The sequence below is a fragment of the Geothermobacter hydrogeniphilus genome, from assembly GCF_002093115.1.
Classification (GTDB): Bacteria; Desulfobacterota; Desulfuromonadia; order Desulfuromonadales; family Geothermobacteraceae; genus Geothermobacter_A; species Geothermobacter_A hydrogeniphilus.
Genome location: NZ_NAAD01000023.1, coordinates 16,998 through 40,216, shown reverse-complemented (window position 1 = coordinate 40,216; position 23,219 = coordinate 16,998). Strand labels below are relative to the sequence as shown.

General features: G+C 61.0%; 20 protein-coding genes. 7 read left to right on the top strand and 13 right to left on the bottom strand.

Going from position 1 to position 23,219, the window contains the following annotated elements:
* Positions 1–136 precede the first annotated feature (136 nt).
* From B5V00_RS14560 to B5V00_RS14530, 7 genes are all read left to right on the top strand, one after another.
* A complete protein-coding gene (locus tag B5V00_RS14560; protein ID WP_085011550.1) occupies positions 137–1,744 on the top strand; it encodes a carboxyl transferase domain-containing protein in 1,608 nt (535 codons plus the stop codon).
* Between the two features lie 316 nt (positions 1,745–2,060).
* Entirely contained in the window at positions 2,061–2,858 is a 798-nt protein-coding gene (locus B5V00_RS14555; protein WP_085011549.1) for an enoyl-CoA hydratase/isomerase family protein, read from the top strand.
* Between the two features lie 199 nt (positions 2,859–3,057).
* Entirely contained in the window at positions 3,058–5,064 is a 2,007-nt protein-coding gene (locus B5V00_RS14550; protein ID WP_085011548.1) for an acetyl/propionyl/methylcrotonyl-CoA carboxylase subunit alpha, read from the top strand.
* An 8-nt stretch (positions 5,065–5,072) separates the two neighbouring features.
* The gene (locus B5V00_RS14545) at positions 5,073–5,996 is read left to right on the top strand and encodes a hydroxymethylglutaryl-CoA lyase (RefSeq protein ID WP_085011561.1); all 924 of its coding nucleotides are present in this window, start codon (positions 5,073–5,075) and stop codon (positions 5,994–5,996) included.
* Positions 5,997–6,295: 299 nt separating this feature from the next.
* A complete protein-coding gene (locus B5V00_RS14540; protein ID WP_245803991.1) occupies positions 6,296–6,859 on the top strand; it encodes a DUF3750 domain-containing protein in 564 nt (187 codons plus the stop codon).
* Positions 6,860–6,946: 87 nt separating this feature from the next.
* Positions 6,947–8,056: an MBL fold metallo-hydrolase gene (locus B5V00_RS14535; protein ID WP_085011547.1), complete on the top strand. Its 1,110-nt coding sequence runs from the start codon at positions 6,947–6,949 to the stop codon at positions 8,054–8,056.
* 4 nt (positions 8,057–8,060) lie between these two features.
* On the top strand, positions 8,061–8,387 hold the full coding sequence (locus B5V00_RS14530; protein WP_085011546.1) for an MGMT family protein: 327 nt from the start codon (positions 8,061–8,063) through the stop codon (positions 8,385–8,387).
* A gap of 326 nt (positions 8,388–8,713) precedes the next feature.
* Here the strand turns inward: B5V00_RS14530 and B5V00_RS14525 are convergent, their stop codons facing one another.
* The 13 genes from B5V00_RS14525 to B5V00_RS14465 form a co-directional block, all read right to left on the bottom strand.
* Positions 8,714–9,604, bottom strand: a complete 891-nt coding sequence (locus B5V00_RS14525; RefSeq protein ID WP_245803990.1) for a CopD family protein — start codon at positions 9,602–9,604, stop codon at positions 8,714–8,716.
* A gap of 198 nt (positions 9,605–9,802) precedes the next feature.
* Positions 9,803–11,101, bottom strand: a complete 1,299-nt coding sequence (locus tag B5V00_RS14520; protein ID WP_085011544.1) for a (Fe-S)-binding protein — start codon at positions 11,099–11,101, stop codon at positions 9,803–9,805.
* Between the two features lie 234 nt (positions 11,102–11,335).
* Complete coding sequence (locus B5V00_RS14515; protein ID WP_085011543.1) at positions 11,336–12,721, bottom strand: FAD-binding oxidoreductase; 1,386 nt, start codon at positions 12,719–12,721, stop codon at positions 11,336–11,338.
* Positions 12,722–12,869: 148 nt separating this feature from the next.
* Positions 12,870–14,210 carry a TRAP transporter large permease gene (locus B5V00_RS14510; protein WP_085011542.1) on the bottom strand — a complete coding sequence of 447 codons (1,341 nt, stop codon included), beginning with the start codon at positions 14,208–14,210 and terminating at the stop codon, positions 12,870–12,872.
* A gap of 20 nt (positions 14,211–14,230) precedes the next feature.
* A complete protein-coding gene (locus tag B5V00_RS14505; protein WP_085011541.1) occupies positions 14,231–14,731 on the bottom strand; it encodes a TRAP transporter small permease subunit in 501 nt (166 codons plus the stop codon).
* An 84-nt stretch (positions 14,732–14,815) separates the two neighbouring features.
* Positions 14,816–15,970: a TRAP transporter substrate-binding protein gene (locus B5V00_RS14500; RefSeq protein ID WP_085011540.1), complete on the bottom strand. Its 1,155-nt coding sequence runs from the start codon at positions 15,968–15,970 to the stop codon at positions 14,816–14,818.
* Between the two features lie 361 nt (positions 15,971–16,331).
* On the bottom strand, positions 16,332–17,267 hold the full coding sequence (locus B5V00_RS14495; RefSeq protein WP_085011539.1) for a 3-hydroxyacyl-CoA dehydrogenase family protein: 936 nt from the start codon (positions 17,265–17,267) through the stop codon (positions 16,332–16,334).
* A gap of 189 nt (positions 17,268–17,456) precedes the next feature.
* Positions 17,457–18,419: a branched-chain amino acid ABC transporter permease gene (locus B5V00_RS14490; protein ID WP_425432588.1), complete on the bottom strand. Its 963-nt coding sequence runs from the start codon at positions 18,417–18,419 to the stop codon at positions 17,457–17,459.
* Positions 18,420–18,424: 5 nt separating this feature from the next.
* Complete coding sequence (locus B5V00_RS14485) at positions 18,425–19,330, bottom strand: branched-chain amino acid ABC transporter permease (protein ID WP_085011537.1); 906 nt, start codon at positions 19,328–19,330, stop codon at positions 18,425–18,427.
* An 83-nt stretch (positions 19,331–19,413) separates the two neighbouring features.
* Complete coding sequence (locus B5V00_RS14480; protein WP_085011536.1) at positions 19,414–20,628, bottom strand: ABC transporter substrate-binding protein; 1,215 nt, start codon at positions 20,626–20,628, stop codon at positions 19,414–19,416.
* Between the two features lie 35 nt (positions 20,629–20,663).
* On the bottom strand, positions 20,664–21,380 hold the full coding sequence (locus B5V00_RS14475; protein WP_085011535.1) for an ABC transporter ATP-binding protein: 717 nt from the start codon (positions 21,378–21,380) through the stop codon (positions 20,664–20,666).
* Positions 21,373–22,128, bottom strand: coding sequence for an ABC transporter ATP-binding protein (locus B5V00_RS14470; RefSeq protein ID WP_085011534.1), 756 nt, complete (start codon positions 22,126–22,128; stop codon positions 21,373–21,375). Before B5V00_RS14470 ends, B5V00_RS14475 begins: the two co-directional genes overlap by 8 nt.
* Before the next feature lie 131 nt (positions 22,129–22,259).
* The gene (locus B5V00_RS14465; protein ID WP_085011533.1) at positions 22,260–23,021 is read right to left on the bottom strand and encodes a 3-hydroxybutyrate dehydrogenase; all 762 of its coding nucleotides are present in this window, start codon (positions 23,019–23,021) and stop codon (positions 22,260–22,262) included.
* Positions 23,022–23,219 lie beyond the last annotated feature (198 nt).

The window sequence follows — 23,219 nt, the reverse complement described above, 5'->3', positions numbered from 1 at the left end:
AAAAGCAATTTTTTGGTTTTAAACCCAAATCTTCTCTGCCTCTCTCCGCCTTTGCGTTAAAGCAGTTTGCAGTTTTGCCTTTCTTGGCGTCTTGGTGGCAAAAAGATTTTGATGTGAACCCCAGATCGGATCATTCATGAGTATTCTCAAGAGTTCATTACAGCCTGAATCAGAGGATTTTCGTCGCAACGCCGAGGTGCTGCGCGCCCAGGTTGCGGATCTGCGCGAGAAGGTGGCGCGGATCAAGCTGGGCGGCGGCGAGCGGGCGCGGGAGAAGCACCTGGCCCGCGGCAAACTGCTGCCGCGTGAACGGATCCGCCAGTTGCTTGATGTCGGTTCGCCGTTTCTCGAATTTTCCCAGTTCGCCGCCTGGGACATGTACGACGGCAAGGTCGCGGCCGGTGGAGTGATCACCGGTATCGGCCGGGTTTCCGGTCGGGAATGCCTGATTATCGCCAACGATGCGACGGTCAAGGGCGGTTCCTACCTGCCGCTGACGGTCAAGAAGCATGTCCGGGCCCAGGAGATCGCCGAGCAGAACCATCTGCCCTGCATCTATCTGGTCGATTCGGGCGGGGCCTTCCTGCCTCTGCAGGAAGACGTCTTTCCAGACCGGGACCATTTCGGACGGATTTTTTACAACCAGGCCAGGATGTCCTCCAAGGGCATCCCGCAGATCGCCGTGGTGATGGGCTCCTGCACCGCCGGGGGCGCCTATGTCCCGGCGATGGCGGACGAAAGCATCATCGTCCGGCAGCAGGGCACCATCTTTCTCGGTGGTCCGCCGCTGGTCAAGGCGGCCACCGGCGAAGTGGTCAGCGCCGAGGATCTCGGCGGCGCCGATGTGCACTGCCGCACCTCCGGGGTGACCGACCATTACGCCGCCAACGACGCCCACGCGCTCGGTCTGGCCCGGAAGATCGTTGCCAATCTCAACCGGGTCAAGCGCCCTTCGCTGGCGTTGCGCGAACCGGTCGAACCGCTCTACCCGGCCGAGGAGATCTATGGACTGATTCCGACCGACAGCCGCAAGCCCTTCGATGTCCGCGAAGTGATCGCCCGTATTGTCGACGGGTCGGAGTTCGATGAATTCAAGAAGCTCTACGGTGAAACCCTGGTCTGCGGGTTCGCTCACATCTTCGGCTACCCGGTCGGCATCGTCGCCAACAACGGCATCCTCTTCTCCGAATCGGCGCAGAAGGGTGCTCACTTCATCGAGTTGTGCAGCCAGCGCGGCATCCCGCTGGTGTTTCTGCAGAACGTCACCGGCTTCATGGTCGGCAGCAAGTACGAGGCCGGCGGCATCGCCAAGGACGGGGCCAAGATGGTGACCGCGGTTGCCTGCGCGGCGGTACCTAAGTTCACGGTACTGATCGGCGGCAGTTTCGGGGCCGGCAACTACGGCATGTGCGGTCGTGCCTACAGCCCGCGCATGCTCTGGATGTGGCCCAACGCGCGCATCTCGGTGATGGGCGGCGAACAGGCCGCCGGGGTGCTGGCCCAGGTCAAGCGGGACGGGTTGGAGGCCCGCGGCGAGGAGTGGAGCGCCGAGGAGGAAGAGGCCTTCAAACAGCCGATCCGTGAACAGTACGATTGCCAGGGACATCCCTACTACGCCAGCGCCCGTCTCTGGGATGACGGCATCATCGACCCTGCCGAAACCCGCATGGTACTGGGCCTGGGGATCTCGGCGGCGCTCAACGCGCCGGTTGAAGCAACCCGCTTCGGAGTGTTCCGGATGTAGGCCGGATTGTCCCGCGACCGGCGGCAGGCTGGCCCAAATCCACCGGCGGTTTTGCGGAGCGAGGGTGGCGGAACGGGTGGAGATGCGCGGCGCCGCACCGTTTCGGGCACAGGCGTAGCCGCGCTACGTCGAGCACCGAAACGGTGACGGCAACAAAGCAGATTCACCGTAACGACAGCCGAATCCCGAAATGGTCGGTGGATTTGGGGCTGGGTGAAGGGATTGTCATTTTCCCCCTTTCCCCTTACCCTGCCGCAACGCGCGGGAGAGGCCTGCGGCATCTGAACATTCTTCATTTCGAAAGGTTTATTCAGCCATGAGCAACGACAAACTGCTGACGGAGATCGACGACCTCGGCCGGGCGACCCTGACCCTGAACCGGCCGGAACTGCACAACGCCTTCGATGACAGCCTGATCGCCGGGATGACGGAGGCGCTGCAGAAGTTCGCGGCCGATCCGCGGGTGCGCCTGGTGCGCCTGACGGCAACGGGAAAGAGTTTTTCCGCCGGGGCCGATCTCGGCTGGATGCGGCGCATGGCCGACTACTCGCGTGAAGAGAATCTCGCCGATGCCATGGCCCTGGCCGAACTGCTGCGGACCCTGAACGATCTGCCCAAACCGACTGTCGCCCTGGTCCAGGGAGCCGTCTTCGGCGGTGGTGTCGGACTGGTGGCTGCATGTGACCTGGTGCTGGCCACGCCACGGGCCAGTTTCTGCCTTTCCGAGGTGAAGCTGGGGCTTATCCCGGCGACCATCTCTCCCTATGTGGTGGCCGCCATCGGTCCGCGTGCCGCCCGCCGCTACTTTCTCACGGCCGAGCGGTTTGATGTCGAAAGCGCGCTGCGGATGGGCCTGGTGCATGAGATCGTGGCTGCCGAAGACCTGGATAGGGAAGCGGACCGGCTGACCCGGTTGCTGCTGCAGAACGGCCCGCAGGCGATGGCGGCCGCCAAGCAGTTGGTTGCCGATGTCGCCTGGCGTCCCGTGGACGAGGATCTGCTGGCCGATACCGCCGAGCGGATCGCCGCCGCCCGGGCCAGTGACGAGGGGCGTGAAGGGCTCGGCGCGTTCCTGGAGAAACGCCGGCCGAACTGGGCGGTGGAAAAAGATTAAGAGGGCCGCCAAGAAAGGCAAAACTGCAAACTGCTTTAACGCAGAGGTGGAGAGAGGCAGAGAAGGAGAGAAGATCTTTTGGGTTTGAAACCAAAAATCGCTTTTGATTTTCTCTGTATTCTCTCACTCTCTGCGACTCTCCGTTAAAAGGGTTTTTCTTGGCGTCCCTGGCGCCTTGGCGGCGAAAGGTTGAAACATTATGTTCGATTCTCTACTCATAGCCAACCGCGGCGAGATTGCCTGCCGCATCATCCGCACGGCCCGGAAACTGGGCCTGCGCACCATAGCGGTCTATTCCGATGCCGACCGACAGGCCCGGCATGTCGCCCTGGCCGACGAGGCCTGGCACATCGGTCCGGCCCCGGCGGCTCAAAGCTACCTGCAGGCTGACAAGCTGCTCGATGTCGCCCGCCGTGCCGGGGCCGGAGCGATTCATCCCGGTTATGGTTTCCTGGCCGAAAATGCCGATTTCGCAGCCGCCTGTGGCGCTGCCGGACTGACTTTCATCGGTCCGACCGTCGAGGCGATCCGGGCCATGGGTTCAAAAAGTGCCGCCAAGACAATCATGCAGCAGGCCGGGGTGCCCCTGGTCCCGGGCTATCATGGTGACGACCAGGACCTTCAGACCCTGCGGGCGGCGGCCGGTGAGATCGGCTTCCCGCTGCTGGTCAAGGCAAGTGCCGGCGGCGGAGGGAAGGGGATGCGCGTGGTGCGCGATCCGGCGGAGCTGGATGCCGCCATCGAGGGCGCCCGGCGCGAGGCCGCAGCCAGCTTCGGCGACGACAAGCTGCTGCTGGAGCGTTACCTGGAGCAGCCGCGACATGTTGAAATCCAGGTCTTTGCCGACAGTCATGGCCGGGTTCTGCACCTGTTCGAGCGTGACTGTTCGGTGCAGCGCCGTCACCAGAAAGTGCTTGAAGAGGCCCCGGCTCCCGGGATGACCGCCGAGCTGCGTCGCGCGATGGGAGCGGCCGCGGTGACCGCCGCCGAGGCGATCGGCTATGTCGGCGCCGGAACGGTCGAGTTCCTGCTTGATACCGATGGATCCTTCTATTTCATGGAGATGAACACCCGCCTCCAGGTCGAACACCCGGTGACCGAGCTGATCACCGGGCAGGACCTGGTTGACTGGCAGCTGCGGGTGGCCGCCGGGGAACCGCTTCCCTGTCGCCAGGAAGAGCTCAATATCCATGGCCACGCCATCGAGGCCAGGATCTACGCCGAGGATCCGGCGCGTGATTTCCTGCCCTCCATCGGTTGCCTGCATCATCTGCAGTTTCCGTCCGAGGACGGGCATCTGCGGATCGATACCGGCGTCCGCCAGGGGGATGAGGTCAGCATTCACTACGACCCGATGATTGCCAAGCTGATCGTCTGGGACCGGGACCGCCCGGCTGCCCTGCGTCGCCTGCGTCGCGCCCTGGAACAGGTCGAAGTGGCCGGGGTGAAGACCAACGTCGGTTTTTTGTCGGCGGTGGCCGGGCAGGACGACTTTGCCGCCGGGACCTTTGACACCGGTTTCATCGAGCAGCATCGTGACGAGCTGATCCCCGAGACCGCTCCGGCGTCCGACCTGGTGCTGGTGCTGGCCTCTCTTTACCTGTTGCTGAGTCGCGAAGCCGAGGCGCAGCGGGCCGCGGTCGATTCCCACGATCCCTGGTCGCCCTGGCACCTGACCGACGGCTGGCGGCTTAATGATGACAATCATCATCGTTTCTGCTTCACCGACGGTGAAACCGATGTTGAGGCCAAGGTCCATTATCGTTCGGGCGGCTGCCTGGTCGAATTATCGTCCGGAACGATCGAAGCATCCGGATCCCTGGCGGAAGACGGATCCCTGCAGGCGTCGATCGCCGGGAGAAAGCTGCAGGCCAGGGTCGTTCGCCGGGGAGCTGAGCTGGACGTCCTGGTGGCCGGTCATGCGCACCGGCTGCTGCTGCACGATCCTTACGCCGAGGCTTTTGACCAGGAGGATGCCGGCGGCAGCGTGACGGCGCCGATGCCGGGTAAGATCATCGCGGTGATGGTCGACCAGGGGGCGCGGGTCAAGCGCGGCACGCCGTTGGTGATTCTCGAAGCGATGAAGATGGAGCACACCATCACCGCGCCCGCTGACGGGGTGATCGCGGAGCTCAACTATCAGGCCGGAGCCCTGGTGGACGAGGGCGCGCCGCTGCTGGTTTTTGACGCAGACGAAGGGACCTGACGATGAGAGTGAGATTGCCGAAACGGGTCAAGATTGTCGAGGTCGGACCGCGTGACGGTCTGCAGCATGAGTCGACCGTCGTCCCGACCGAGGTGAAGATCGAACTGATCAACCGGCTTTCCGAAACCGGTCTGGCGGCCATTGAAGGGGCGAGTTTCGTCTCGCCGAAGTGGATGCCGCAGATGGCCGACAGCTCCGAGGTGATGCTGGGAATCAAGCGTCGGCCGGGGGTCAGCTACCCGGTGCTGGTGCCCAACCTGCAGGGGCTGCAGGCGGCGATCGCCGCCGGCGCCGATGAGGTGGCGGTGTTCGGTGCCGCCTCGGAATCCTTCTCGCGCAAGAATATCAACTGTTCGATCGCTGTCAGTTTTGATCGTTTCGGCGAGGTCTGCGAGGCGGCCCGCAAGCAGGGTTTAAGGGTTCGCGGTTATGTTTCCTGCGCACTCGGCTGTCCCTACGAAGGCGCGGTCGATCCGGAGTCGGTCGCCTGGGTGGCCGGGCGGATGATGGAACTCGGCTGTTACGAGATTTCCCTTGGAGACACCATCGGGGTCGGCACTCCGGGCAAGGCCCGGGCGATGATCGCGGCGGTGTCACGCAAGGTCCAGGTGGAGCGGTTGGCGGTTCATTTTCATGATACCTACGGTCAGGCGCTGGCCAACATTCTTGCGGTGCTGGAGCAGGGCATTGCCGTGGTTGACAGCTCGGTGGCCGGTCTCGGCGGCTGCCCCTTCGCTCCCGGCGCCTCGGGGAATGTCGCCAGCGAGGATCTGCTCTATATGCTCAAAGGTCTCGGCATCGAAACCGGGGTCGATCTGCAGGCGCTGGTGGCGGCGGGTCGTTATATCTCCGACTATCTCCAGCGTCCTTCCGGTTCACGCGTGGCCAATGCCCTGGCCGCGCACCGGGGTGAAGGAAAGAATTGCGCCTGAACTCTCCTCCGCCTCCTCCCGGAGAATGCTCCTCGGTTCAGGTTGGAATCCCCCCTTTTCACAAGAGAAGGGGGGATTGCTTTTGCCGGGAGACAGGATCCTGACAGCATGAATTCGGTGCAGAAGACGGTCGATCCGGTGCCCTGTTCTCTGCTTTCTGTAACTCCCTGACCTGCCCCTCAGCCCCGGCAATTGTTGTCTCGGATGGCAATGGAATTGTGCCCTGCAGTTGTTCGTGCCGCGTTGACGAGGGTAGAATGATAGCTGGACTGATTCAGGTGATGACTGGAGGATCAAGGATGTCGCCGCCGGTAAAGACCATTCTGAAACTCGTGTTGCCGTTGTGCCTGTTGGTTTTCGTCCTTGCCAACCGTGCCACCCATAGCGACTGGCATGCCGCAAACCGCGCATCGGCCGGGATCGCTCCCGATCCGCAAACGACCCGGGAGGCGGTGCTGCAGGTCTATGGAGCCTCCGCCTGGAGCTGGCGGGGGTGGTTCGCCATTCACACCTGGATCGCCGCCAAGCCGAGCAATGCCGACCACTATCGGGTTTACGAGGTGATCGGCTGGCGGCTTAAACCCGCCGGTTCGGTGGTGCGGATCGCTGCCGATCTGCCCGACCGTTTCTGGTACGGCGAGCGGCCGCGACTGCTGAACGAGCATCGCGGAAAAGGGGTGGATGAACTGATCGCCCGGGTTGACGCGGCGGCCCGCAGCTACCCCTGGGCAAAAGAGTACGGCCTTTTTCCCGGACCGAACAGCAACACCTTCACCGCCTGGGTCGGCCTCAAGGTACCCGAACTGCATCTTGATCTGCCTTTTTCCGCCATCGGCAGCGGCTATGCCGAACGAGGTTTGTGAGGTTTTTTGGGGGAGGGGAGGTGGAAGGGACTTTTGTCCGACCTCGCCACCGGATTCATCTCCGTCTGGAAAAGGTAGAATAATTTCATGACCCTGCGGCTGCCGTTTCGTAATCTCCAACCGAACTTCTGCTCCGGGCTGTTCGACGATCCGTTGCTGCTGATCCGCCAGCGGCCGCTCGGCAGCAACCTGCTGTTCGACTGCGGTCGGCTGCAGCACCTCGCCAAGCGCGTCCTGACCGCGATCGAGGCGGTCTTCGTCAGTCACGGTCATATGGATCACTGGATGGGGATTGATACCCTCACCCGCCATGTCTACGTTACGCCGAAGACCGTCGAGCTGTTCGGCCCGGTCGGGATCGCGGCCAAGCTGGAGAGCAAGCTGGCCGGATACGACTGGAACCTCTGTGAGCAGAACTGGGGAAGCTACCGGGTCCACGAGATCGGCAGTGAGACGATCAGGTCCCATCTTCTCTCCGGTCCCGACGGCTTCCGCCGCACGGAACTCGGAAGCCGCCCCCGGAGCAGCCGGGTCATCTTCGAGAACCACCTGCTCCGGGTTGCGGCGGAGCCCTGTGATCACCTGGTCGACTCGCTGATTTTCCGTATCGACGAGCAGCCGACCTTCATCATCGATGAAGCCTTTCTCGACCGGCACCAGTTGCTCAAGGGCCCCTGGATCAGGCAATTGAAGCGGCGTTTTCACCGGCGGGAAGATCTTGACCTGCCGCTCACCGTCCTGCGGTGCGGGGTGGACGGCGCCGAAGAGTTCCGGATCGAGGACGTACGGGGGTTCTGCCGGGAAATTGCCGCCGAGCAGCGACCGGCCTCGATCGGCTATATCAGCGACATTGGCTGGAGTGCTGCCAATCGGGAGAAAATCACCGGGCTGCTCAGCGGGGTGACCCTGCTACTCTGCGAAACCACCTTCCTGAGCGATGCTGTCGAACGGGCCCGCAGCTCACGACATCTCTGCAGCGCCGATGTCAACCGGTTGCTGGAGCAGCTGCGTCCGGAGTTTTTTCTGCCGATGCACCTGTCGAAAAGCTATAATCGCTGCAGTTCCCGGCTCTACCGGGAGCTGCAGATCCCGTCCGGAACCACCTTGTTGCGGATCCCCGATCAGGTTACCCCGCGACCGCTGCTGCAGAGTGAGTTCCCCTGGCAGGAGTACCGCGCTTCCGGTCCCGCGGAGTAAACCCATGAGTGCATCTCCCTCCCTTTATCAGCGCATCTATGATCGGGTTCGGCAGATCCCCGAAGGCCGGGTCACCACCTATGGCCGTATTGCCCGGCTGGTTGGCTGCGGCGCCCGCACGGTCGGCTTCGCCATGGCCGCCCTGCCGACCGGGCATGAACTTCCCTGGCAACGGGTGATCAACAGCAAAGGCGAGGTCAGCCCCCGCGCCGCCGGCGACGGCGGGGAGATCCAGCGGCTGCTGCTGGAGGCGGAGGGCATTTTTTTTGATGCACGGGGCAGGGTGGATCTGGCGAGATTCGGCTGGGACGGTTCGGAGGATGGGAAATGAACGGCCGCGGCACGATTCCGGCAGGCCAGAGCTTGCTGACCGCAGTCTGCACGAGCCGACCGCTTTTCCCGGGTAATTTGCGCATTGTTGTGGGATGGGACAGCAGAAAAGCCCGGCATGGTGCCGGGCTTCGATGGGTATCGGGAGGGTTCTTTGACGCCGCCTTTTTTATTTTATCTGCTTCAGGCCTGCAGTCTTCGGAGCCACCGAGTTTCTGCCCTCAACTCCTGTTCGGCTCTCATTTATCAGACGCCAAGGGTCTCCGATAGTTGGTATCTCTGTCAATTTCATTATGCACCCGTTGCCGCTTCGCGTGCAACCCGGCCTCAGTTCCAGCGCCAGAGCGCGACAACCATCAGGATAGCGATAGCCAGCCCGAGGTTGAGGTAGGCAAACAGGTAGAAAAGCCGTTTCGGAGCAGGCTCCGTTTGTTGTTCCGTTGTCGGCAAAAGCTGACCGACATCCGGCAGCTTCAGCACCCGGTCGGCCCCGTGCGGGGCCTGGCCGAGCGCTTCGCTCAGGTCGGTCCCGGCGGGGTGGCGTTTCATGTGCTCACCGCCTTTCCAAAGAGGGCTGTTGCCGGCATTGAAGATCCGCCCCTGGAAGGCGAAGCAGACCGGGTGCCCATCCTTGCCGTCGCAGCGGGCCAACTGCTCAGTGGTCATGTCTCCGAGAACCACGTCCTGGGTCGCCCCCCTTTTCTGCCGCAGTTTCGGTCCGATCACGAACACCGCCAGCAGCGCCAGCGCCACCATGATCCCGAACAGACCAATTTTGACCAGCAGTAGGATGCCGAAACTGGTGTGCAGCAGGGTCTCGAACGAATCGACCCGTAGCCAGGTCAGGTAAGCTCCGGTTACGGCCATCACCACCATCGAGACCAGCCCGACCCGAACTTCGCTGCGCGGCAACCCCTGCGAGGCATAGGCCGGTTTGAGTACCAGATGGACGTAGAAGATGGTGCCGAACCAGAAGACTGCGGTGAACAGGTGCAGAAAACCGACCAGCAGCCGCAGGATTCTGCCGGCCACGGGTGTGGTGACCGGTGCCCCGGCCGCCGCCTGCTGTTCTATGAAAGCCTCCCCCGCCGCAGTCAGTTCACCGCCTCCGGCCGGGTTGAGGTGGCAATAGTTGCAGTCATGACCGGTCTTCCGGGCGAACTTTTCGGTGGCTCCGGCCAGGCCGACAGAGAGCAACAGCAACAATAAAAACAGCATCGGAATTCTCATGTCTGTTGTCTTACCGACTGACGGTCGCTTTGTCAATCTGACTTCTTTTCTCCCTCCCATGTCTTGACAATCTTGACGAGATGGGAAAATCAGCACCGCCCCTGAGGTTTTCAAATCCACAACCCCTGCCCTTGAAAGCCCCGCTACGCAGTGGGCTTTCAAGGGCAGGGAGAAGAGGGGAGAGAGTCACTCCGGGGTTGCCTGTCCCAACAGCTCCATCAGGTGCAGCACGTCCTGCTTTATGCCGGCCTGCTTGAGTCCCCAGGCGAGCTGCAGGTGGCAGCCGGGGTTGGCGGTGACCAGGTGGTCGGCGTCGGTGGCCTTGATGTTGTTCAGCTTGCGGTCGAGGACCTGCTGGCTCTCTTCGGTGAACTTCAGCCCCCAGGTGGCGGCTGAGCCGCAGCACCAGCTCGACTCGTTCATCTCGCGGAACTCGACCCCGGGAATCGCCTTGATCAGATCGCGCGGCTGCTTTGAGACGCCCTGGGCGTGACAGAGGTGGCAGGGCTCGTGGTAGGTGACGCTGGTGTTGACCGGCTTGAGCCCTTCGCTGCGCAGCCCGGCCTCGGCGAGGAACTCCTGCACGTCGCGGATCTTCGCGCGGAACTTTTCCAGCTTCTCGTGCGGCACCAGCCCCTCGAGCAGTTCCTCGTATTCCTTCAGCGAGGCGCCACAGCCGGCACAGTCGGTGACGATGGCATCGACATCCTCTTTTAAAAACAGCTCGAGATTGTGCAGTGCCAGCTGGCGGCTGGTTTCGCGGTCCCCTTCGGCGAGGTGCGGCGCTCCGCAGCACTTGGTCGCCTTGGGGGTGAGCACGTCGAAGCCCTGGTAGGCGAGGACGCGCACGGTCTGGCGGGAGACCTCGCCGTACATCAGTGACATCACGCAGCCGAGGAAGAAAGCGACCCGGCCGCGCTTCTCGCCCCTTGCCGGGGTGATCTCGGGGAGCTGCTGGCGTAGTGGCTCGCCGATTTTCGGCATCATCCCCTCGGCCTTCTCCATCCAGTCGGGGCCGAGCTTGAGGATGTGCGAGTGGCGCACCAGCCACTGGATGCCCAGGCGCTGGTAGAGGCGGTTGGGGAGCATCGATTTCTCGAGGGCATCCGGGTCGGGGAGCATGCGCTCGAGGACGAAACTGCGGAACTTCTGTGACAGGTGTCCGCCGGGGAAAAATTGCTGTGCCTGGCTGCGGCAGACCTCCATCACCTCGCCGGCCTTGACGCCGGAAGGGCAGGCGGTGGTGCAGGCACGACAGTCGAGACAGAAGAAACTCTCCTCTTTCAGGGCCTCGCTGAAAGTGAGTTTGCCGTCGTGGACCGCCCGCGCCAGCGCCACCCGGCCGCGCGGGCTGGAACGCTCGCGACCGGTGAGGGCGAAGGTCGGACAGGTCGGCAGGCAGAAGCCGCAGCGCATGCACTGCAGCACCGATTCGTATGTCGGGGCGTCGCCGGGGGCGAAGTTGCTTTTGTCTATGTCAGTCATGTTGTCTTGCCACTCGCTCTCTTCGTTCGCTCAAGACACCAAGAGCACCAAGAAGAGCAAAGACTCTTTTAACGGAGCGACGGAGAGGTGCAGAGGTGGGGAGAGAAAAGCTTTTGGGTTTTAAAACCCCAAAAAGGTCTTATGCCTTTCTCCGCACCCTCTCCATCTCTGCGTCTCTCAGTTAAAAAATGGTTTTCTTGGTGAACTTGGTGCCTTGGTGGCCACCTTTTCTCATCATTTTTCCGCGATCACCTTCCCCGGGTTCAGCATCCTCCGCGGATCGAAGCTGTCCTTGATCCGCCGCATCACGGCGATGCCGGCCGGACCGATCTGCCGGGCCAGGTAGTCGCGTTTGGCGACGCCGATGCCGTGTTCGCCGGAGACGGTTCCGCCCCAGGCGAGGACTTTTTCGTAGAGTTCGTCGTAGAAGGCGTGGGCGCGCTGCATCTGGTCGCGGTCGCGTTCGTCGCAGAGTACGGTCGGATGAATATTGCCGTCGCCGGCATGGCCGAAGGTGCCGACCGTGAGCCGGTATTTGTCGGTCAGACGCTCGATTTCGGTGAAGGTCTCGGCCAGCATCGAGCGGGGCACGGTAGCGTCTTCGAGCAGGGTGGTCGGCGACTTGCGGGCCAGGGCCGACAGGGCGGTGCGGCGGGCGGCGGCCAGCGAGGCGGCCTCGTCGGCGTTCCCGGCCAGCTTGATCTCGGCGGCGCCGACCTGCTGCAGAACCTTGTGGACTGCCGCCGCCTCTTCCTCGACCACCGCCGGGTGGCCGTCGACTTCGATCAGCAGCAGCGCCGCCATGTCGAGCGGCAGGCCGATGCCGGCGAATTCCTCGACACAGCCGATGGTCGCCTGGTCCATGATTTCAAGGGTCGAAGGGATGATCTTGGCGGCGATGATCCGGGCCACCGCCTCGCCGGCTTTGGGCATGGTGTCGAAGTATGCGAGCAGGGTTTTCCTGGTCTGCGGCGGTGGGATCAGGCTGACGGTGATCTCGCTGATGATGCCGAGAGTTCCCTCGGAGCCGACCAGCAGGTCCTTGAAGGCGTAGCCGGCGACATCCTTGACGCTCTTGCCGCCGGTGTTGACGACGCTGCCGTCGGGCAGCACACACTGCAGGGCCATGACGTAGTCGCGGGTGACGCCGTATTTCAGTCCGCGCAGGCCACCGGCGTTTTCCATGACGTTGCCGCCGAGGGTGGAGATCTTCTGTGAGCCGGGATCGGGCGGGTAGAAGAGTCCCTTTTCCGCCACGGCGTTGAACAGGTCGAGGGTGATCACCCCCGGTTCAACGGTGGCGGTCAGGTTGGCCTCGTCGATCTCGAGGATCCGGTTCATGCGGTTGAGACAGAGGACCATGCCGCCCGAGACCGGCACCGAGCCGCCCGACAGGCCGGTGCCGCTGCCGCGCGGGACGATCGGCAGTCCCTCGTCACGGGCGATCTCGATGGCGGTCAGGATGCCGTCGAGATCGGGCGGGTAGACGGCGACATCGGGCTGTCCGGAGAGTTCGGGAGTCGAATCGTAGCCGAGGGTCAGCAGGTCTTCCGGTTCGCTCAGGACATTTTTTGTGCCGAGCATGTCGCGCAGGCGCGCGACCGCAGCTTGAGAAATCATCGGTGCCTCTTAGTGGGTAGATGGATAAAGCGGACACTCAGCTTTGAGCCTCAGGTGAAACCTTATCATGGAACCATGAAGCTATGAACAGGTTGCAATCGGCAAGCTGATATCTGCTGGCTGTCGCAGCTGAGGTTCCTGCTGTCAATCAGCCGCCGAAGAAGAGCGATGGCAGCCAGGTGATGATTTCCGGGAACCCGACCAGCAGGCAAAGGCCGATCACCTGGATGACAACGAAGGGCATAATTCCGCGGTAGATGTCGCCCATGGTGTACTCGGGCGGCGCCACCCCCTTGAAATAGAAGAGGGCATAGCCGAACGGCGGGGTGAGAAACGATGTCTGCAGGTTGACGCAAACCAGCATCGCGAACCACAGCGGGTTGAAGCCGAGGTCGCCGGCGATCGGCGTGAAAATCGGCACCACCACCAGCAGGATTGCCGCCCAGTCGATGAACATCCCCATGATGAAGACCACCATCATCATGATGGCCAGCACCACATAGGGGCTGACATCCATGCCGAGCAGCATGTCGGCGACCACGTCGCCGCCTCCCATGCTGAGAAAAACAACGGAGAACATTTTTCCGCCGATGAACAGCAGCATGATCATCGCGGTGGTGCGCAGGGTCGCCTCGCAGGCCAGCTTGAGAACCTCGAAGTTGAGTTTCCTGTTGAACAGCGCCAGCACCATGGCGCCGATACAGCCCAGGGCCGCGGCCTCGGTGGGGGTGGCGACACCGGCGAGGATGGTCCCCATGACGGTCAGGATGAGCCCGAAAGGGGGGACGAAGCTCTTGACGGTCATCATCACTTTCTGCTTCAGGGTGGCGGTCCGGTCTTCTTCGGGGATCGGTGGTCCCAGTTGCGGGTTGATGGCGCAGCGCACCGCCACATAGCCCAGGTAGAGGCTGGACAGCAGGATGCCGGGCAGGATGGCACCGGCGAACAGGTTGCCGACGGAGGTTTCCTTCAGGCCGGTCAGGCCGCCGTAGACCACCAGCATGATCGACGGCGGAATCAGGATGCCCAGGGTGCCCGAAGAACAGATGATGCCCGATGCCAGTCCGCGGTCATAGCCGCGTTTCAGCAGTGCCGGACCGGCCATCAGTCCCATGGCGACGACCGAGGCGCCGATGATGCCGGTGGTGGCGGCGAAGACTGTCGAAACCACGATGACAGCCATTCCGAGGCCGCCGCGCATGCCGCCGAGAACGATGTAGAGCGCATCGAACAGCCCCTCCGAGACCTTGGAACGGTCGAGGATCTGGGCCATGAAGATAAACAGCGGGATGGCGACCAGAACATAATTCTGTTCGATGCCCCAGGCGTTGTTGATGAACATCTGGAACAGGGCGCTGATGTTTCCGCCGTTGTCGATCAGTCCAAAAAGAGTCGCAACACCGGCCAGGGTGATCGCCAGGGGATGCCCCAGGGCGATGGTGGCCATCAGTGTTACGAACATCAGAATCGTCAGGATTTCCGCACTCATTTCAATCTGTCTCCAGACCGTCAGTGGCCGTTTTGGCCGAGGGATTTAAAGTCTTCGATCAGTTTGGCGACGCCCTGCAGGAAAAGCAGAACAAAACCGAGTGCCATGATCGATTTGAACGGGTAGATCGCCGGAGCCCACGAGGTTGATGCGTGTTCCCACTGACTCCAGGAACTGGCCGCGTAGATAATGCCGTAAGTCGCCAGCAGCCCCACCGTGGGGATGAACAGCACCAGGGAAACGATGATGCGCAGGATGACGCGTGTGCGGGGCTGGAGCCGGGCTTCGAAGACGTCGATGGCGACGTGGCCGTTGTGTTTGTAGGTGTAGCTGAGGCCGAGGATGAAGTGGATGCCGTAGATGAAGGTGGTAGCCTCAAATCCCCAGGAGGTCGGGGCGTTGAAGACGTAGCGCATGAAAACTTCGTAAACCACGACCAGAACCAGTGGCAGGGCGAGAAAGCTGGTCAGCTTGCCGGTCGTTTCACAGAGGCGGTTGATGCCGTTTGCTAGGGGATTCATGTGATCCTCTTTCGTTTCTGCGATGCAGCACAGGGGCGGGGGCCCGATCGCCCCCGCCCGTTTTGACAGTTCCGTTGCGGCTGCTCAGTTGTGTTTGCCGGCGATGTAGTCATCGATCGGCCAGGGCACCACGCCGGCGCGTTCCTCGCGCCAGGCGGCAAAATCCTTCTTGAACTGTTCCTGGGAGTCGAGGGTCTTCTTGACATCGGGGTTCTTGGCCTTGACCGTTTCCAGATACTCTTTGGTCTTCCTGGCGAAGGCGCTGAGGGTCTTATCGTCCATGCGGACAAATTCGATTTTTTCCTTGAACTTGTTGATCGCCTGAACGTTGAGGTTCTCGATCCAGGCGTTGGACCAGAGCTGGGTCTCTTTGGCGGCGATCTTGACGATCCACTTCAGATCGGCGGGCAGCTTGTCCCAGGCGTCCTTGTTGAAGAACACCGAGCACTGCACCGACGGCTGATGGACGCCCGGCTCGATGACGTACTTGGTGATCTCGTCGAAGCCCATCGGGTAGTTGATGGCGGGGGCGGAGAATTCGGCGGCATCGATCACGCCGCGCTCCAGGGCGAGGTAGACCTCGCCGCCCGGCAACGGTGAGACCGAGGCGCCGAGGCTGTTCATGATGTCCATGTACCAGCCCGGGGTTCGGACGCGCATCCCCTTGAAGTCTTCCATCCTGGTGGCTTTTTTGTTGGAGAAGAAGCCCATCTCCTGGCCGCCGTTGCCGCAGGGGAAGGCGACCAGATTGTAGCGGCCGTAGAGTTCCTGCATCTGTTCCAGTCCGCCGCGCTCATAAAGCCAGACATTGTAGCCTTCGGTGTCGAGGCCGAAGGGGACCGAGGCGAAGGAAACGAAATTCTCGTTTTTGCCTTTCCAGTAGCCGGGCCAGTCGTGTCCGACCTGGGCCGCGCCCTTGGAGACGGCGTCGAAGGTCTCCATCGCTCCGACCAGTTCCCCCGCGGAAAAAACCTTGATATCGAGCCGGCCTCCCGAGGCGAGTTTCACCGAGTCGGCGAAGTGCTGGGCCATGTCGTAGAACAGCAGCCCTTTGCTCCAGGGCATGACCATCTTCCAGCGGATCTTTTCATCCGAGGTCTTGATGCGGCGCAACTCCTTCTTGACCGCGGTGTGGCGGGTGTCTTCGCCGAACTTGGCGCGTTTGGCGGCAAAGGCGCCGGGGGCGAGGGCCAGGCTGATGGCGATCGCCAGGCCGATCAACAGTCTCAGTTTCTTCATGGGGCTCCTCCTCTTGGGGTGTTGAGTGGCAGATCTCAATGTCTGCCTGATGGTGGCGGTGCTTGGTAGACCAGTCAATGGTAAGACCAATTGTTGAAACAAAAGGCTAGGACAATTTCACAAGACAGTCAAGGGAAAATAAAACGACGTTCTTTTATTTGTATATTCAGTGGGTTGTGGCTGATATTGGAGTGGTTGGAGGGTGTCAGGCCAATTGATTTTGGAAGGGTGCTTTGCGAGATGAGGTGTTCTGGAAGGTCAGACGAAAATGTTGAATTGCAATCGTGCAGAAGGGGCGGGGGTGACAGGCGCAGGGAGGAGGGAGCCCGGCATGGTCCGAAGGAAGCCGTGGGCAGAATGCTCACTCTTGACGATGCTGTTTCAGGAGTCGGATGAACGCCAGGTTGCGAAAGCGAATTTTGTCGGCGATGGTCTGCCGGTCCGGGTAGGCATAGAACCCCTGACCGGTTTTGACGCCGAGTTCCCCCCGGCGGTTCATCTCTTTGAGGACCGCAGGCGTGGTGGGCGTGCAGTCGAGTTCGGGGGCAAGGTTTTTCATGACGCTCTGCCAGGTGTCCAGGCCGCCGAAATCAGCTGTCTCCAGCGGGCCGATGACCGACCAGCGGAAACCGGGACCGGCGGTCACCGCCAGGTCTATATCCTGTTCGCTCGCCACGCCGCTTTCAACCAGGTGCAGGGCTTCGCGCAGGATGGCGGCCTGCAGGCGGTTGGCGATAAATCCCGGAACTTCTTTCTTGAGGACCACCGGAGTTTTCCCCGCCCGACGCAACAGATTCAAAAGGGTCGTGAGGGTCTCCTCCGGAGTGTTCTCCGCCCTGACGATCTCCACCAGCGGCACCAGGTGGGCGGGGTTGAAAAAGTGCGTGATGAGCATCCGTTCCGGTTGGGCCAGCTGCCTGCTCAGTTCGCTCAACGGCAGGGTCGAGGTGTTGGAGGCGATGATCGCCGTTGCTGGAGCGTGGGCCTCGATGCGGGAAAAAATCTGCCATTTCAAGGCCAGTTGTTCCGGCACGGCCTCGGTGATGAACCCGGCATCACCGACAGCTTCCTTGAGACTGGCGGTGGGAGTGATGTTGTCCAGTGTCGCCTGACACTCAGCGGCGGAGATCAGTCCTTCGTCGGCGAGCAGCGTCAGATCGGTTCCGATCAGGGTTTTCGCCTGTTCCAGGGCTTCCCCGCTGGTGTCATGCAGGGCGACGGACCAACCGTGCAGGGCATAAACCAGAGCGATTCCGCGTCCCATGATGCCGGCGCCGATGACGGCCGTTTTCTCCATCGTCAGGTTTCTCCCTCGGGTTATGTTTGATGGCGTCGCAAAAACTCACCAGCAGCAGCAAAGCTGCGCTTGTCTCGCTGCTTCGACGTACGTAAGTACGCCTCATTGCTTGACAATCGCGCGCCTTGCTGCCGGCGCTTTTTGCTTATCCAACACTCATGATGCTTTTTTGCGAAAGCATCATGTTTATCAGTCGTTCGGTTTGGGCGGTCGGGTCCTGATTTTTTCAAGCACTTCGCCGACAAAGCCGCGCCGAAAAGACAGAACGCAGACAACGAAGGTGATGCCGATGACCACGGTGACCCATGAGCCGAAAGCGCTCAGTTCCGCCTGTAGCGCGACCACGGTGAAGGCTCCCACCACGGGGCCGAGTACCGTGCCGAGTCCCCCGAGCAGGGTCATCAGGACCACTTCTCCGGAGGTGTGCCAGCTGACATCGGTCAGCGAAGCGAGTTGAAAGACGAGCGATTTGGTTGCGCCGGCCGTTCCGGCCAGCGACGCTGAGATGACAAAGGCCAGCAGCTTGAGGCGTTCCACCTTGTATCCCAGGGAGATCGCCCGCGGTTCGTTTTCCCGGATGGCCTTGAGGATTTGACCGAACGGGGAGTGGATTGCCCGGTGGATGATCCAGAAGCCGATGCAGAAGATAATGAAAACGAAATAGTAGAGGTTGAGCTCCAGCGGTTTGCCGGCGACATGATACGTGTGGCCGAGGTCGACCAGCCCCAGGAACATGCCGCGAGGGACATCCTGCAGGCCGTCCTCGCCGCCGGTAAAAGGCGCTTTCAGGGCGATAAAATAGATCACCTGGGCCAGGGCCAGGGTAATCATGGCGAAATAGATCCCCTGGCGGCGGATGGTCAGGATGCCGAAGATATATCCCATCAGTCCGGCGGCCAGGGTTCCGACGATCACCCCGAGTTCCGGAGTCAGTCCGGCGTTTTTGACCAGGTAGCCGGTGACATAGGCGGCTCCGCCGAAAAACGCGGCGTGGCCGAAGGAGAGCAGCCCGGTATAGCCGATCAACAGGTTGAAGGCGCAGGCGAACAGGGCGAAGCAGAGCAGCTGCATCACGAACACCGGGTAGATCAGGAAGGGAGCCGCCAGTCCCGCCAGAAACAATGCTGCCCACAGTTTACGGTTCACGGATATCTCCTTCACTGTTCCTTGCCGAAGAGGCCTTCCGGTTTTACCAGCAGCACCAGTATCATCATGAAGAAGATCACCGTGTTGGCGGCTGGAGGATAGATCACTTTCGTCAACCCTTCGAGCATGCCGAGGGAGAGCCCGGTACAGATCGAGCCCATGATTGAACCCATGCCGCCGATGACGACCACGGCAAAGACGGTGATGATCAATTCAGAACCCATGATGGGGCTGACCGAATAGATCGGCGCCGCCACCACTCCGGCAAAGGCCGCCATCCCCACGCCGAAGCCGTAGGTCAGGGTGATCATGAGCGGGACGTTGATGCCGAAGGCCTGCACCAGGCTGGGGTTTTCCGTGCCGGCACGGAGATAGGATCCGAGCTTGGTGCGTTCGATCACGAACCAGGTGGCGAAGCAGACCGCGAGCGAGATGGCGATCGACCAGAGTCGGTAGGTGGGGAACATCATGAATTTCAGGTTGACCGCCCCACGCAGGATTTCCGGTTTGCCGTTATAGGAAATCCCTGAAACATTGAAGTAATTTGTAAATACTCCCTGAAGGATCAATGCCAGCCCGAACGTGAGCAGCAGGCCGTACAGGTGGTCAACCTTGTACAGGCGTCTGAGCATGGTTTTTTCGATGAGAACCCCCAGCGACCCGACCACCAGGGGGGCGACGAGCAGGGCCGTCCAGTAGTTCATGTGAAAGTCCGGCATGCCCAGCAGCGGGCCCAGTTCGTTGTAGCCGAGCAGGGCCACGAAGGCGCCGAGCATGTAAAGGGCGCCGTGGGCGAAGTTGATAATGTTCAGCAATCCGAAAATAACGGCCAGCCCCAGGCTGAGAATGGCATAAAAGGCGCCGATATTCAGTCCGAGCATCAGTTGCGCCAGTACGACTTGATAGGATAGATGCATTGCGGGCTCTCCGGGTTTGCTGTCCGGCCCCGGCGCGAAGCGGGCTTCGCGCCGGGGCCGCCAACCCTGTTGATCGTGATTTATTATTTCTTCACCATGGAGCAGCTGCCTTCGGCAAGGGACATGAACGCCTCGTCGCCAGGCACTTGTTTGATGACCTTGAGCAGATCCCAGGGTGCCTTCGATTCGGAAGGTTTCTTCACTTCGACCAGGAACATGTCGTGGACCATGGAACCATCGGCGCGCAGGTGGCCGTTGATGGAGAAGAAATCATTGATTTTCATGCCGCGCATCGTCTTCATGACGGCGTCGGGGTTGTCGGTGCCGGCTTTCTTGATCGCCTTGAGATAGGTTGTGACGGCGGAGTAGACCCCGGCCTGGTTCATGGTCGGCATGGAGCCGGTCTTGGCAAAGTAGCGCTTGGACCATTTGCGGGAAGCCTCGTTGCGGTCCCAGTAGAAGCTGGTCGCGAAATTCATCCCCTGGGCGACGTCGAGACCGAGGCTTTTGACATCGCTCAGGAAAACCAGCATCCCGGCGATTGTCTGCCCGCCCTGAACAATACCGAACTCACGCGCCTGTTTGACGGCGTTGATGAAATCTCCGCCGGCGTTGGCCAGGCCGATAACCTTGGCTCCGGAAGCCTGGGCCTGCAGCAGGTAGGAGGAGAAGTCCGAGGTGGCCAGGGGATGGCGGACCTGCCCGAGAACCTTTCCTCCGTGAGCCTTGACAAACGCGGCGGTGTTCTTTTCCAGGGAATGGCCGAAGGCATAGTCGGCGGTGAGGAAGAACCAGCTCTTGCCGCCGGTATCAACGATGGCGCCACCGGCGACCTTGGGAAGAGCATAGGTGTCGTAGACATAGTGGATACCGTAGGGGCTGCAGTGCTCATTGGTCAGTGTGGTGCTGCCCGCGCCGGTGGCGATGGAGATCACCTTTTTCTCCGTACCGATTTTCTGGACTGCCAGGGCGCATCCTGAGTTGAGCAGGCCGGTGATCATGTCGACATGATCGGTGTCGGCCCATTCCCGCGCCTTGGTCGAGGCGATATCCGCTTTGTTCTGATGGTCGGCGGAGATGAGTTTGATCGGTTTGCCGAGAACCTTGCCGCCGAAGTCCGCGATGGCCATTTTCGCGGCGGTCACGCTCCCTTTGCCGCCGATGGCGGAATAGACCCCCGACATGTCGGTAAGCACGCCGATTTTTACGACGTCCGTGGAAATGCCGGCAGCGCCGGCGACCATGGCCATGCCGAGAATGGTTGTACACGTGACAAACTGCATAAGCCTTTTTTTCATGATGACGCTCCTTTTTTCATTGAATGAATCTTGCGTTAAACCCCGAGATAGCCGCTGAGCCGTTCCATGCTCGCTCCCAGGGCCTCCATTGGAATCATCTCCACGATATTTCCGTGGTCAACCACGTAGTGACGGTCGGCCAGGTCTGCGGCAAAATGAAAATTCTGTTCGACGAGAATAATGGTGAATCCGCGTTCCTTGAGTTGACGGATCAGTTTTCCAAGGGCCTGAACAATGACCGGCGCGAGCCCCTCGGTGATTTCGTCGAGCAGCAGCAGGTCGGCACCGGTGCGCAGAATGCGGGCCATGGCCAGCATCTGTTGTTCTCCCCCGGATAAACTGGTGCCCATGCTCTTTCTGCGTTCCAGCAGGTTGGTAAAGAGCGTGTAGATTTCCTCCAGGCACATCCCGCCGCTTTTCACGACCGGAGGCAGCAGCAGGTTTTCCTCCACGGTGAGCCGGGAGAAAATCCCCCGTTCCTCGGGGCAGTACCCCACCCCCAATCGGGCGATGCGGTAAGGGGGGAGCTTGATCGTTTCCTTCCCCGCGATGCGGATTGAGCCGGAACGACGCCCCACCAGCCCCAGGATCGATTTGAGAATTGTGGTTCTGCCCGCCCCGTTGCGGCCGAGCAGGGTGACCAGCTCACCCCGGCGCACCGAGAAGTCGATGCCGTGCAGAATGTGCGACTCGCCGTAGTGGGCGTGCAGGTTCGATACGGAAAGCAGTTCTTGAGTCTGGGTTTCAGGCATGCACGCTCCCCATGTAGGCTTCCATGACTTGCGGATTTCGCGAGACTTCGTCGTATTCACCTTCAGCCAGGATGGACCCCCGTTGCAGTACCGTGATCCGGTCCGCCAGGCTCGCAACCACCTTCAGGTTGTGCTCGACCATCAGGATGGTACGGTTTTGCGCCACATTGCGCACCAGTTCGGTGATTTTCCCCACGTCTTCAGCACCCATTCCCTGGGTTGGCTCATCGAGGAGCATCAACTCGGGGTCAAGGGCCAGGGTCGTGGCGATTTCCAGGGCCCGTTTCTGTCCGTAGGCAAGCTCCTCGGTATGGTGATGGGCCAACTCTTTCAGGCCGACGGAATCCAGCAGTTCAAAGGCCTGTTCAGTCAGGATGTCGAGACTCGATACCGGTTTCCAGAAGTGATAGCAGGTGCCGAGTCGACGCTGCAGCGCGATTCTGACATTCTCGAAAGGGGTCAGTTTCGGGAAGACGGCAGAAATCTGGAAGGAACGGATGATCCCGCGCAGGGCGACATCGGCCGGTTTTTCCCGGGTGATGTCCCTGCCCTTGAACAGAATGCTCCCCGATGAGGGGATGAGAAATTTCGTCAGCAGATTGAATACTGTCGTCTTGCCGGCGCCGTTGGGGCCGATCAGGGCGTGAATCGAACCTTTCCGGACCTTGAGGTTGACTTCACTGACGGCGGTGAACCCGGAAAAATCCTTGGTTAGGTCACGCGTTTCAAGAATGTATTCTGCGCTCATAGCGGCGGTTGTTTCCTCGGGGTGGAACAAGTAAAAAGATACATGGTGCAACGAAGTCGTCACCGTTTCTGCCGTTGGACCCGGTCATCATGGCGGACGGGCCCGCGACGGTGAGGCGTCGGTTCCGTCAGTCAGCCGGCGGTCCAGCCGCAGTCGATGGTCAGCATTGATCCCGTGATGCAGGCCGCGGCATCGGAGCAGAGATAGGTGACGAGGTTGCCGATCTCGCCCGGTTCAATGAGGCGTTTAACGGCCGCTTTTTTCAACATGATCGCGTCGATGACTTCGTTGCGCGGAATTCCGTGGGTCGTGGCCTGGTCGTCGATCTGGGCATCAACCAGCGGGGTGCGGACATAGGCCGGACAGATCGAATTGACCGTGATCCCCTGCGGTCCGCCTTCGAGCGCGGCCGTTTTGGTCAGGCCGGCCAGGCCATGTTTGGCGCTGATGTAGGCGGCCTTGAATTCCGAGGCGCGCAGACCGTGGACCGAGTTGATGTTGATGATCCGCCCCCAGCCATGTTCACGCATGCTCGACCAGAGGTGTTTGGTCAGCAGGAAGGGGGCGGTCAGCATCAGGTTGATGATGAAATCCCATTTATCCTCGGGAAACGTCTCGATGGCGGCGACATGCTGGATGCCGGCGTTGTTGACGAGGATGTCGCAACGGCCGAAGCGGTCGAGGACCATGTCGGTCAGCACCCTGCATCCTTGACGGTTGCTCAGGTCGGCGGCGATGAAGGTGCCGTTGAGGCGTCGCGCGGCCGCTTCTCCCGCCTCCTGGTTGATGTCGGCCAGGACCACGGTGCGGCCGGAGGCGGCCAATGCTTCCGCCGCCGCCAATCCGATGCCGCCGCCGGCACCGGTTATCAGGGCAACTTGCTGTTCAGGCATGGGTTTTGTTCTCCTCCTGTGGCCGGTGTTTCATTAAATTTCCCTTTTGACAAAACAACGTTATGTTCATCTTTCCATCGTTCATAAGGCAATGGCCGTGCCAGTCCTGAAAAGTGATCATGGAGTTCGTTGCAAGCACTGTAAATACTGTAAAAACGAGATGTTGTTCATGGTCGTCGATATGCTTGGGTCTCCTTG